The sequence below is a fragment of the Chryseobacterium vrystaatense genome (assembly GCF_000737765.1).
GTDB classification, from domain to species: Bacteria; Bacteroidota; Bacteroidia; order Flavobacteriales; family Weeksellaceae; genus Chryseobacterium; species Chryseobacterium vrystaatense.
Genome location: NZ_JPRI01000002.1, coordinates 174146 through 187016, shown reverse-complemented (window position 1 = coordinate 187016; position 12871 = coordinate 174146). Strand labels below are relative to the sequence as shown.

Genomic DNA, 12871 nt, shown 5'->3' with positions numbered 1-12871 from the left:
TAACTGGCCATTCCTTAACCTTTCAGTAGTAAGGAGGATAAGATCTAATATAATAAGAAGCTTTTGAAAACCCTTCCAAAAAAGAAAAATTGACCTTCAGGAGACTATTGTCCCACAGAAAATCAACGTTTTTTTTGTACTCTTTTTGGAGCTGTTTTCACTCTTACTTTAAATCTTTTTTGTGATTTAGCATTATTACGCATATTTGTGAATATTTCGTAACTAAATTTAATCATTTTTTCGATTAAAACAAATACTTTTACGTAAAATTGACGATTAAATTTTATTAAAACATGAGCGTGAAAATTGTATTGCTGTATGTCCTGAAAACGATTGGAGTTATTTTGGGAATTGTTGTCCTTTATGCTATTCTGGGACTTGTGCTGCCCCTTATAGAAGTATCTGCAGATGACGACGGTCAGCCGAAAGAGATCCCGATTTATATTTATACCAATGGGGTCCATACCGATATTGTAATGCCTGTAAAAAATGACCTTCAGGACTGGAGTGCAAAAGTTCCGTTCTCCAATATCAAATCTAAAAGTACAGATTATAACTATTTGGGAATAGGTTGGGGTGATAAAGGATTTTATCTTGATACACCGACATGGGCAGACCTGAAATTTTCCACAGCCTTTAAAGCTGCATTCTGGTTAAGCGATTCTGCCATGCACTGCTCTTACTACAAAACCATGAAAGAAGGGGAGGATTGCAAAATGATCATGATCAGCAGAAACCAATATAAAGACCTCGTAAAATTCGTTGAAGATAAATTCGACAGGGATCAGAACGGGAATTTTATCGTGATTCCGACCAATGCCGTGTATGATGTCAATGATGCATTTTATGATGCTAAAGGGACATACAGCTTCCTTTATACCTGTAATACCTGGGCAAACGATGCACTGAAAGCAGCAGGTCAGAAAGCGGCTCTTTGGACACCATCCGATTTTGGTATTTTCAGACACTACAAATAATTTCCGATGAAACTTGTTGCAGCAATTCTGGCTATTCAACTTATATTTTCATGCAGTAAGGAAGTTAAGGAAAACCGGTCGGTCATATTAAGACCTACTGTAAAAACAGAGAAAAAACAGGAACCAGATCTGTCTGAGATCACTGCAAAGGCTGAAGAAGCGCTAAAATTTTGTGTTTCAAAAAAGCTTAGCACAGATTTTTGTATTCTGATTGATATGAGTCTTCACTCCGGAATCAAAAGATTTTTTGTCTGGGATTTTAAAAAGAATGCGATTGCCAAAAAATATCTCGTTGGTCATGGCTGCGGCTCCAATCCATGGAGTGCAGACGGTTCAAAAGACAATCCTCTGTTCAGCAATGAAGACGGGAGCCACCTTTCCTCTTTGGGAAAATATAAACTGCAGGGAAGAGGGCAGAGTGAATGGGGAATTAATGTCAAGTACCTGATGCACGGTCTGGAAGAAACAAACAGCAATGCTTTGAAAAGATTTATCGTATTTCATTCATGGGATCGGATGAGCGATGACGAAGTCTTTCCAAAAGGCTCTCCCGAAGGATGGGGCTGTCCCACCGTTTCCAACAATGCCCTGAAAGAAATCGATCCGATGCTTCAAAAGACTGGAAAGCCGGTTTTGATGTGGATTTATAACTAATATAAAGACCAATTTATGAAACACCGCCTTTTCCGTGAACAGCAGCTCAACTGCAGCATAGAAACCGCATGGGATTTTTTTTCCTCCGCCAGTAATCTTGCAGAAATTACACCCAAAGACATGAATTTCATTGTGCTGACTGCAATGGAAAACGACGAAATTTATGAAGGAATGCTCATCGACTATTATGTTTCGCCGCTCTTCGGAATAAAGATGAAATGGCAGACAGAGATCATCAAAGTGGATTTTCAGAAAAGTTTTATAGATTTCCAGAAAAAAGGACCCTATAAGCTTTGGCATCACCATCATGAATTCATCCCTAATGAAAAAGGAGTACTTATGAAAGATACCATCGACTATGAGCTTCCGATGGGGTTTTTAGGGGATATAGCCCATCCGCTTTTTGTTAAAAAGAAATTGGAGCATATTTTTGATTACCGCTATTCAGTACTTGAAAAAATGTTCAGCTGAAGATAAGTCTAAAATAGGGTAAGGTCTTTAAAACACTTCAGAGATTTTATTTTTTTAATGATATTAAGCATTGTTTAAGTTTTTTTAACATTTAAAATTCCTGAACTTATTCTAAAATCTCTAGTTTTGCCGGACTATCGTTTTTACTAAAAAACCAAAGTTTTTCTTATTTGACATGGCAGGTTTTAGGTCATTTATCTTTTTTTATTTCATGCTGGTTTTCACCCTTTTCAATTCGAAATGGGCAGAAAAATCAATGGGAAATATTCCCTGCGTACCCAATATAGGAAACGTCCACATTCTCGATTTCTACGAGGAAACGGATATGAATACCCATGCACTGCATTCGGTTTCTAAAATCGTAAAACATTCAGTCCGAAAAGATGATGATACAGCATCAGATTTCTCAGCAGTCCTTAAGATTACTTCAAGGATTACGCTTCCTGATATTGCTATTTCCACCATCTGCGGCGTAAAATCATTTCTCCATCTTTTTCAGTTGTACTAGTTTAAGTTCTTGAAATTCAATTTATTTAACGAAATTTTATAACTTAAACACTTTAAGATGTATTCTAAAAACGTAATAATTTGCATTCTTGCAATATTATTCGCTGTGTCATGTAGTAAAGACAGCAAAAAAAACAAAACGAACGAAAAGGAAGTTCCAGTACTTGAAATCAAAGAAAAAGATACACTGGTAAACAACCAGTTCGTAACCGATATCCAGGCAAAGAAAAATGTTGATATCCGTTCAAGGATTGGAGGCATCATCCAGCATATATATGTCAATGAAGGACAGTTTGTGCATCATGGTCAGACACTCTTCAAGATCAGTGATGCAGAACTTCAGATGGAACTTTTAAAGGCTGATGCCACTTTAAAACAGGCTGATGCCGATGTACGTGTTGCAGAAGTGGAGCTCAAACAGATCCAAAGTCTTCATGCAAAAAAATTTGTAGCCAATAACGAGCTGGAAATGGTAAAAGCCAAACTCTCCTCAGCCAAAGCAAAACATGCTTTCGCCGATGCTGAAAGAAAAACCGTTCTTCAAAAAATTAGTTTCACTAGAGTAACAGCACCTTTTGACGGAGTTATTGATGTCATTCCGCATAAAGAAGGAAGCCTTGTTGAAAACGGAACCCTTTTAACCACCTTATCACAGCTGCACGAAGTCTATGCGTATTTTTCGATTCCTGAAAACCTTTATTTTGAACTTCTGGCTAATGACGGGATTGGAAATCATCAGAAAATAGAACTTACTCTTCCAAATGGCGTTAACTACCAGTTTAATGGTGCACTGAAGACAGCGGAAGGAGAGATAGACAGAACGACAGGTTCCATTCGGTATAAAGTGCTCTTTCCGAATCCGGACCGTCTCATTAAGCACGGTACTTCGGGAAAACTTATTATTTCCGAGCATCAGGCCAATGCCATACTGATTCCTCAAAAATCGACATTCTCTATCCAGGACAAAACGTATGTGTTTGTCATAGATAAACAGAACAAAGTGAAAATGACCGCCATTAAGATCGGAGCCACCTTAAGAGATTCTTATCTGGTAGAAAGCGGTCTTAAAAAAGGAGATATAATCATCTATGAAGGGACACAGTCTTTAAAAGACGGTGATGTAATCAAAATTAAAAAGAAGTATTAACCTTTCATAATCTTTAAATCAACTGACATGGTAGAAATGTTTATAAGACGAAAGGTGCTTTCGTTGGTAATTTCCATTGTATTTGTATTGCTGGGAATTATGGCATTAATGAAAATGCCCATCACCCAGTTTCCCGATATCGTACCGCCTTCGGTAACCGTAACCGCAAAATATACCGGGGCTAATGCCGAAGTATCGGCCAATGCGGTAGCCCTTCCTTTGGAACGTGCCATCAATGGTGTTCCGGGAATGACCTATATGTCTACGGTAACTTCCAATGACGGACTCACTCTGATTCAGGTATTTTTTGAAGTAGGAACAGATCCGGATGTAGCTGCAGTTAACGTCCAGAATAGAGTTACCACCATTCTTGACGAGCTTCCGGAAGAAGTAATCAGGGCTGGAGTTACCACGGAAAAAGAGGTGAACAGTATGCTGATGTATCTCAATATTACGAGTGCAGATCCCAGTCAGGATGAGCAGTTCATCTATAATTTCACAGATATCAACGTTCTTCAGGAGCTGAAACGTATTGATGGAGTAGGTCGTGCGGAGATCATGGGGCAGAAAGAATACTCCATGAGGGTATGGCTGGATCCACAAAAAATGGCAGCCTACAGTATCTCTGCAGATGAGGTGATCACTTCCCTGCAGAAGCAGAATATTTCGGCTGCTCCCGGAAAAGTAGGAGAGACATCCGGAAAAACATCCAGCCAGCTGCAGTATGTTATTAAGTATAAAGGTAAATTCTATGAGCCTAAACAATATGAAGAAGTTCCGATCAGATCTGATGTGAACGGAACCATCCTGAAACTAAAAGATATTGCTAAGGTTGAATTTGGCGCTATGAATTACGGAATGGTTTCCAAGACAGACGGAAGACCTTCAGCATCTATTATGATGAAACAGCGTCCAGGTTCCAATGCTTCCGAAGTGATTGAAAGTGTAAAGGCAAAAATGGAGGAACTGAAAGGCACCTCATTCCCTCCCGGAATGGAGTATAATATGGCCTATGATGTTTCAAGATTTCTTGATGCTTCCATCAGTGCTGTATTGGTCACGCTGATCGAGGCATTTATTCTTGTAGGAATTGTTGTTTTTATTTTCCTTCAGGACTGGCGTTCTACTCTGATTCCTGTACTGGCTGTACCTGTTGCACTGATAGGAACCTTTGCCTTTATGGATATGCTGGATTTCTCAGTAAACCTTTTGACTCTTTTCGCTTTAGTGCTTGCCATAGGAATTGTGGTGGATAACGCTATTGTCGTCGTCGAGGCTGTCCATGTGAAAATGGAAGAAGGAATGAAACCATTGGAAGCAACCATCAGTGCCACTAAGGAAATTGCGGGTGCTGTTATAGCCATTACGATTGTGATGTCTGCCGTATTTATTCCTGTTGCATTTCTTGAAGGACCGGTAGGGGTATTCTACCGCCAGTTCTCCTTAACATTGGCGATAAGTATTGTCATTTCAGGGGTAAATGCCTTGACGCTTACTCCGGCGCTCTGTGCGATTATTTTAAAACCTCACCGTCACGATAAAAAGAAGACTATTGTTGACCGGTTTTTCCAGAGCTTCAATAAAGGTTTTGAAAGGCTGACAGAAAGTTATGTGGGTATTTTGTCAAAATTTGCAACAAGAACGGTCGTAACCTTTGGAATTCTGTTTTTGTTTATTGTACTTACTGTTGTGACCAGCAGATTTCTTCCTACAGGATTTATCCCGATGGAAGATCAGGGAATGGTATATGTAAGTGTCACCACTCCGCAGGGAGCCACTGTTGAAAGAACGGAAAAAGTACTCGATGAGGTTACTGTGGTTGCCAAGAAAATAAAAGGAGTAGAAAACGTAACGACGCTTGCCGGATACAGCATTGTAACGGAAATTGCAGGTGCTTCTTATGGGATGGCGATGATTAACCTTAAAGACTGGAAAGAAAGGGATATCTCCGTCAATGATCTCATCGCTGAACTTTCTGATAAAACAAAAAGCATTGCCGATGCACAGATTGAAATCTTTGCTCCTCCTACTGTTCCGGGATTCGGTAACACCAGTGGTTTTGAGCTCCGCCTTCTCGACAGAACCGGAGGAACCATTGAAAATACGGATAAGATCACAAAAGATTTCGTTAAAAAACTGAATGAAGCTCCTGAACTGCAGAACAGTTTCACCAGTTTTGATGCAACTTTTCCTCAATATATGATCCATATGGATTATGATATGGCTGCTAAAAAAGGAATTTCTGTAGACAATGCAATGTCTACACTTCAGACCATGCTGGGATCTTATTATGCCACCAATTTTATCCGTTTCAGCCAGATGTATAAAGTGATGGTACAGTCAGATCCGGAACACAGAGATACTCCGGAAAGTATTCTGAATTTATATTTGAAAAATGACAAGGGTGAAATGGTGCCTTTTTCTACGTTCATTACTATTGAAAAAGTATATGGACCTGAAGTTTTGACTAGATATAATATGTATATGTCAGCAATGATCAATGGGGAGCCTGCAGACGGTTACAGTTCAGGTGATGCCATTGCGGCAGTAGAGCGTGTAGCCAAAGAAACCCTTCCAAGAGGTTTTGATATCGAATGGTCAGGGATGACAAGGGAAGAGATTTTATCAGGAAATCAAACGGTTTATATCTTCATGATCTGTCTTTTGTTTGTATACCTTCTGCTGGCAGCCCAATATGAAAGCTTCCTTCTTCCGATGCCGGTATTGCTGAGTCTTCCGACGGGGATCTTCGGATCTTATATAGCATTGGTGCTGACAGGTCTGGATAACAACATCTATGCTCAGGTTGCCCTGGTTATGTTGATTGGCCTTCTTGCCAAAAATGCCATTCTGATTGTTGAATTTGCCGTAGCCAGAAACAAGCGGGGATATGATATTGTTCCGGCAGCTATCGAAGGGGCAAGACAGCGTCTGCGTCCTATCCTGATGACTTCTTTTGCTTTTATAGCGGGACTTATTCCACTGTGTATTGCATCCGGAGCCGGAGCGATAGGAAACCGTTCCATTGGTACAGCGGCGGCAGGCGGTATGCTTATCGGTACTGTTTTCGGACTTGTCGTGATTCCGGGACTGTATATATTCTTTGCAAAACTTGAAAATAAAAAGAAAAATGAAGAGATCAAATCATAGAAATATATTGTATGGTATGATGGTGTTGAGTTTAGCATCGTGTACCGTACCGAAAGTAACTGAACTGAAAAAAGCACAGGCAATACCTGATCAACTTATGAAAGCTGATCAGGTAACAGATAAAGATCATTTTCAGCAGATCGATCTTAAAGCTTATTTTACAGATCATCATTTGCTGGAACTTTTTGATAAGGTGGTAAAGGCTAATCCTGATTTTCAGATTGCACAGCAAAGGGTAGAAATTGCCAATAGTTTTCTGCAGCGATCCAAAATGGACCTGCTTCCTTCCCTTGAGATAGGAGGTGCAGTTTCAGGTGACCGCTATGGGAAATATACAATGGAAGGTGTTGGAAACTATGACACCAATTTATCACCTAATATTTCAGAAGATCAGAAGATTAATCGTGATTTTACCCCGAATTACTGGCTGGGAGCAAGAAGCAGTTGGGAAATAGATGCGTGGGGGAAGCTAAAAAATAAAAAACTGGCTGCCCAGAAGAAATATTTGGCTTCTGCAGAAGGACTTCGTCTTCTGCAGGTGGAACTGTTTACAGACATTGCCAATCTTTACTATCAGCTGGTAGCACTGGATAACAGGTTGGCCATCTATCAGAAAAACTATAACCTTCAGCAACGGGCTTTCGAAATAGTTCTTGCCCAGAGGGAAGTCGGAAAGGCGACGGAACTTGCCGTTCAGCAGTTTAAAGCTCAAAATAATAACTGGCTTGCCGAAATAGAACACATAAAGGTAGAGATTGTTACCGTAGAGCAGGCCATTACTACACTTACAGGAAGCTATGGAGGTGAAGTCCAACGTGGAAAGATGCTGATGCCTACCAATATGGAGATTTTGAATAAAACCATTAATGTGGAAGGCGTCATTCATTCAAGGCCGGATGTGGCAGCCCATTATTATGTACTGGAAGCTTCTCAGGCTGATGCAAAAGCTGCAAGAGCTGCATTTTATCCAAAGATTGATATCGGAGCCAGTTTCGGACTGAATTCTTTTTCGGCAGGTAATTTCTTTAATCCTGCTTCTTTGGCGGGACAGCTGCTGGGGGGACTTATGGTGCCTGTTTTTAACAAAGGACAGCTGAAGCATGATTTTAAAGTAGCGGATAGAGAACAGGAAATTGCCTTTCTGAATTATCAGAAAAGCATCACTACTGCATTTAATGAACTTCAGTCTATTCTGAAACAGACCAAGATCTATGAACGGATGCTGCAGTTGAAAGCTGAAGAGGTGGGGTTTCTGGACCGTGGAGTGGAAGTTTCCAATGATCTGTACCTGACGGGGTATGCCAATTATTTTGAACTGATCAATTCTCAGAAAAGCAAACTGACGGCTGAGCTGGATCTTCTCCAGTTTCAGCATCAGAATACCAGGAATAATGTCCTGCTGTTTAAAGCACTGGGCGGAAAACTGGATTGATTTTTACTTTTTTTACGATGAAAGCCGCCCGGAAAGGGCGGCTTTTTTATTGTTTTACGAAATCTGTTATTAAGCAGATCTGTTATAATAAGCTAAAGCTCTGGTTATTTAACCAACTGGATATTAACCGCAGAGAATCCTTTCGGAGATTTTTCTTTCTCGAAAGATACCTTGTTTCCTTTTTTTACAGGGTGCGCACAACTGTTGTTGTGAAAGAAAACATTTTCCTTACTGTTATCTTCAGTAATGAATCCGTAGCCTTTCTCACTGTGGAAAGTAATGATTCCTGTCTTTCTGACGTCTTCCTCCATAATAGGAGCTGCACCAAGCTGGATCTCATCAATGTTTACTTCCTGTCTTTCTCTGTCTTCAGGAGGTGTAGAGGTAAGTCTTCCGAATTCATCTACATACATGAATACATCTTCTGCACCTTTGTTGTTGTTCGTCTTACGATCTTCGCGTCTCAGCGCTTTTTCTTTTTGCTTTTGAATTTTTTTCTTGAAATTTTCTTTTTTAGAAAAAGAGTCTGCCATAAATTATTCTAGTATTTAATTTTATATTGTATATCTGTTTACCTGATCTGCCATATGCTATGTAAAGCCTGCAGTCGTCCGTCTGTTCTTCTTTATGTAAATGAAATGTCGAAAACGATTTTGTTTCTGGCCATTCATCAGTAAAAGAAGTGAGTTTTTAAGAAATGAGGCATCTGAAAAAGCGAAAACTGATAAGAAAGAATTTCTAAACTATAACAGAGGGCAAAGGCAGAGGCCTATTAATTAATATACAAATATACGACAAAAAACCGAATAAACCTATATTAAATCATTGATTATCAAAAATGTATTTTCATCATATAAAAGTAAACGGTTCATTTCCATACAATATAGACAGAAAAATAAAAAATCCCCAGCGAACTGAGGATTATGAAAAATAATATATTATAAAAATGAAGTGGTGTATAATATGTTTGACAGAGCTGCAAATGCTGTGCCTAAAAATCACTTATTTTGGATTTTTATTGAATAAACATAGACTGTCAGGGCTTCTTAAGGGTGTATCATGTTGATAGGTAATGTGATATATTTTTGTAGTGGCAGTAAAAAAAAGTGTCATTTTTTTAAATTTAAAAGCTATTCCTATGACTATAAAGGGGGGAAATCCGGAATTTATTGCAGTTTCCGAAAGATTCACCATGAATAAATGACAGCCATGGTTCATCTTTGTTTCAATAACATTTAAAATAATATACAATGTCAACACAAGATGTCAAAGGAAAAGTAGTATTAATTGCCGGAGGCGGCAAGAATCTGGGAGGTCTGCTGAGCAGAGATTTTGCAGCGAAAGGCGCAAAACTGGCTATTCATTATAATAGTGAAAGCTCTAGAGCAGACAGTGAGAAAACGCTGCAGGAAGTTCAGGCATTGGGAGCCGAAGCATTTCTTTTTCAGGGAGACCTTACAAAAGTAGACAACATAACAAAGTTTTTTGATGAGGCTGTTTCCAGATTTGGAGGAATTGATATCGCGATCAATACCGTAGGAATGGTCCTGAAAAAACCTTTCGCGGAAACTACAGAGGAAGAATATGATACTATGTTCAATGTGAATTCAAAATCCGCCTATTTCTTTCTTCAGGAAGCAGGCAAAAAGCTGAATGATAATGGAAAGATCTGTACCATTGTGACCTCTTTGCTGGCTGCTTACACAGGTCTTTATTCTACTTACGCAGGTGCGAAAGCTCCCGTAGAGCATTTCACAAGAGCAGCATCCAAGGAATTTGGAGGAAGAGGAATTTCGGTAACGGCGGTAGCACCCGGTCCTATGGATACCCCTTTCTTTTACGGACAGGAAAGTGAAGATGCAGTAGCTTATCACAAATCTGCATCTGCATTAGGGGGACTCACTGATATTAAAGATATCGCGCCATTGGTTGAATTTCTGGTAACAGAAGGTTGGTGGATCACCGGACAGACTATCTTTGCAAATGGCGGCTATACAACAAGATAATTGAAGTGGGATGATGGAAATTATGAAAGCAGAATGTACAGGGTGTTTTGTCATAGCTTCCATCTTCTTTCTTTTATATACACTTTTAAGCTGTTGATATACAGTGATTATTATTCTTTTTGGTGATGTTTTAATTTGGATTCATGAGAAAGAATTTTTATATCCGTTCCGCTTTGTCCGTTATTTTGCTGATGCATAGTGTGGTTTCTATTTTCAGTGGAGATGTCAATAATTTTGGACGTCTTTATCTGGATACAGTAGGTTTCAGTCCTTTTGGAATCTATCTTGCCTGGGCCATAAAACTGATCCATCTTTTTTCTGTATTTCTGATTTGGTATGATCCATATGTAAAGGCGGTTTCCATCTTTAATATCCTTATTTTTATTTTTGGAATTTATCTTATACACTGGCAGAATGGCTGGTATGTTGTAGGGGGTGGAACAAACGGAATAGAATTCAATGTCCTGTTGATATGCTGTTTTTTGCAGTTAATGTTTACCGAATATCATTCTTTAAAGAAAGAAAAACGCAGTTCGTAGACGATTGTACCGGATTCATCTGTATATATTTTTATTTTCCGCGTAAAGATGGTATTTTGCATAGTAAATCCTATCATAATTGAAGCCAGACAGAAAATCAAAATTATATGTTCATCTGCTCTTTTGGATACTGTATTATATTCTGGAAGTTTATCTGGATTTTTACTGGTCAAGATATCAGTTTCCTGATGCAGGATGGCAGCAAAGGCTTCAGAATACTATTGTTCTGGAACTGGGATATCTTTTGATAAAAATGCCCCTGGCCTATTCACTGCTGTATATATATGAGCAAACAGGGCTTAAAAGATTTATTACTTATATTTCCTGTTGTTTTATAATCATCGCTGCTGTTCTTGTTCACAGACTTTTTACCCATTACATCATTTACCCTTATATTTATAATGTAGTGGAAACGCTGGATGCCAAACATCCTTCCGGGTTTATCAACGGGTTGGTTGCTTTCAATTCTTTTATGGACCTTATTTTCATGGCAGGTCTGATTTTTGGGGTCGAAATTACAAGGCAGAAAAACCTTCTGAAAGAACAGATTTCTCTTTTGAAATCAGAAAAGCTGGACCAGGAACTTACCATGCTTAAAGCCCAGATCAATCCCCATTTTCTGTTCAATACCCTCAACAATATCTATGGTATGGCTCTTAAAAAGGCAGATGAAACACCTGAGGTGATTCTTCAGCTTTCCAAGGTGATGAGGTATAATATCTACGAGGCATCTGAACGGTATATTTCTATCGACAAAGATGTAGAAAATATCAGAGATTTTCTTCAGATCCAGCAGATCCGTCATCATGATCTTGTGATTCATTTTAATGAAAATCTGGATAATCCTTCCCAGTCAATTTCACCGCTCATCCTGATCCAGTTTGTAGAAAATGCTTTTAAACATGGAGTCTCTGAAACTTTGGGACAAAGTTTTATTCGCATTGATATTCAGTTGAATAATGGTGTTCTTCACTACCATATTGAAAATTCTAAAGAAGAAAAGCCTCACGGAAATTCTACTAAAATAGGACTTAAAAACATACGCAGACAGCTTGAGCTCCTTTATCCAAAGCATATCCTCACCGTTGAAAGTAAGAATGACCTGTATATCGTAACCTTAATTATTGACTTTAATGATACATCCCGTTTCTAAAAAATATAACTGCATCATTGTAGAAGACGAGCCAATAGCTGCAGAAATTCTGGAGAATTTTATTTCCAGAGATGAAGACCTTCATCTTGTTGCAAAATGTTCGGATGCAGTGTATGCAGGCAGCCTTTTGAACAGACATGAGATTGATCTGATGTTTCTTGATCTGCATCTTCCCGTTGTGAAAGGTTTTGATTTTCTTAAAAAATTGAAAAATCCGCCTCTTGTCATTGTTACTACAGCATATCACCAATATGCAGTGGAAGGCTATGAGCTGGATATTGTGGATTATCTGATGAAGCCCATTCCTTATGACAGATTTACAAAGGCGGTTGAAAAGTTTAAATATCTGATGAATGCAGAAGAAGCCCTGCTCGAAGCAGCGGATCGGGAGCATATTTTTATCAGCAGTGGAAAAAAGCAGATTAAGATCGTACTTCACGACATCTTTTTTATCGAAAGCTTACGGGAATACATTCATATCCATACCAAAGCAGGGACGATTACTGTTAAAATGCCGATCAGCAGGATTGAAGAAAGCCTGGATCCGAAAATGTTTATCAGAATTCACAAATCCTACATTATTTCTAAATCCAAAATTGAAGAACGCTCCGCCAGTATCATTCAGGTGAATGGTAAAAAACTTCCGATCGGTAGAACCTATAAGCCATCTATAGAATTTTAAACCTTCAGATTCGAACATTATTAATCTGATTTTTTATCGGGAACCTCTTATAGACCATAAGGTTTATTTGATAGCTTTTTCTTTTATCCCGTCTCTATTTTGAGCAACTTTGAACTGTTAAATAAATGATATCGACTATTATAGAGAAGGGTT

12 protein-coding genes are annotated in these 12871 nt (G+C 38.8%); 11 read left to right on the top strand and 1 reads right to left on the bottom strand.

Annotation, left to right across the window (positions count from 1 at the left end):
• Positions 1–299 precede the first annotated feature (299 nt).
• The 7 genes from IW16_RS06310 to IW16_RS06280 all read left to right on the top strand — a co-directional run bounded on the left by IW16_RS06310 (position 300) and on the right by IW16_RS06280 (position 8338).
• On the top strand, positions 300–977 hold the full coding sequence (locus IW16_RS06310) for a TIGR02117 family protein (RefSeq protein ID WP_034742640.1): 678 nt from the start codon (positions 300–302) through the stop codon (positions 975–977).
• A 6-nt stretch (positions 978–983) separates the two neighbouring features.
• On the top strand, positions 984–1631 hold the full coding sequence (locus tag IW16_RS06305) for a murein L,D-transpeptidase catalytic domain-containing protein (protein ID WP_034741153.1): 648 nt from the start codon (positions 984–986) through the stop codon (positions 1629–1631).
• A 15-nt stretch (positions 1632–1646) separates the two neighbouring features.
• Positions 1647–2102, top strand: coding sequence for an SRPBCC family protein (locus tag IW16_RS06300; protein WP_034741150.1), 456 nt, complete (start codon positions 1647–1649; stop codon positions 2100–2102).
• A gap of 256 nt (positions 2103–2358) precedes the next feature.
• Positions 2359–2610 carry a hypothetical protein gene (locus IW16_RS06295; protein WP_131327853.1) on the top strand — a complete coding sequence of 84 codons (252 nt, stop codon included), beginning with the start codon at positions 2359–2361 and terminating at the stop codon, positions 2608–2610.
• A gap of 105 nt (positions 2611–2715) precedes the next feature.
• Positions 2716–3756, top strand: coding sequence for an efflux RND transporter periplasmic adaptor subunit (locus IW16_RS06290; RefSeq protein WP_228376914.1), 1041 nt, complete (start codon positions 2716–2718; stop codon positions 3754–3756).
• A gap of 27 nt (positions 3757–3783) precedes the next feature.
• Positions 3784–6906, top strand: coding sequence for an efflux RND transporter permease subunit (locus IW16_RS06285; protein WP_034741143.1), 3123 nt, complete (start codon positions 3784–3786; stop codon positions 6904–6906).
• Positions 6887–8338 (top strand): TolC family protein, encoded by a 1452-nt coding sequence (locus IW16_RS06280; protein WP_034742637.1) that lies wholly within the window; start codon positions 6887–6889, stop codon positions 8336–8338. The genes IW16_RS06285 and IW16_RS06280 overlap by 20 nt, the downstream gene beginning before the upstream one ends.
• 104 nt (positions 8339–8442) lie before the next feature.
• On the opposite strand, the gene IW16_RS06275 is transcribed toward IW16_RS06280, so the two are convergent.
• Positions 8443–8871: a cold-shock protein gene (locus tag IW16_RS06275; protein ID WP_034741140.1), complete on the bottom strand. Its 429-nt coding sequence runs from the start codon at positions 8869–8871 to the stop codon at positions 8443–8445.
• A gap of 717 nt (positions 8872–9588) precedes the next feature.
• Here IW16_RS06275 and IW16_RS06270 point away from each other — a divergent pair.
• The 4 genes from IW16_RS06270 (at position 9589) to IW16_RS06255 (ending at position 12718) form a co-directional block, all read left to right on the top strand.
• A complete protein-coding gene (locus IW16_RS06270) occupies positions 9589–10344 on the top strand; it encodes an SDR family oxidoreductase (protein ID WP_034741138.1) in 756 nt (251 codons plus the stop codon).
• A gap of 143 nt (positions 10345–10487) precedes the next feature.
• Entirely contained in the window at positions 10488–10883 is a 396-nt protein-coding gene (locus IW16_RS06265) for a hypothetical protein (RefSeq protein ID WP_034741136.1), read from the top strand.
• A 79-nt stretch (positions 10884–10962) separates the two neighbouring features.
• Positions 10963–12036: a sensor histidine kinase gene (locus IW16_RS06260; RefSeq protein ID WP_034741133.1), complete on the top strand. Its 1074-nt coding sequence runs from the start codon at positions 10963–10965 to the stop codon at positions 12034–12036.
• Positions 12017–12718, top strand: a complete 702-nt coding sequence (locus tag IW16_RS06255; RefSeq protein ID WP_034741130.1) for a LytR/AlgR family response regulator transcription factor — start codon at positions 12017–12019, stop codon at positions 12716–12718. The genes IW16_RS06260 and IW16_RS06255 overlap by 20 nt, the downstream gene beginning before the upstream one ends.
• Positions 12719–12871 lie beyond the last annotated feature (153 nt).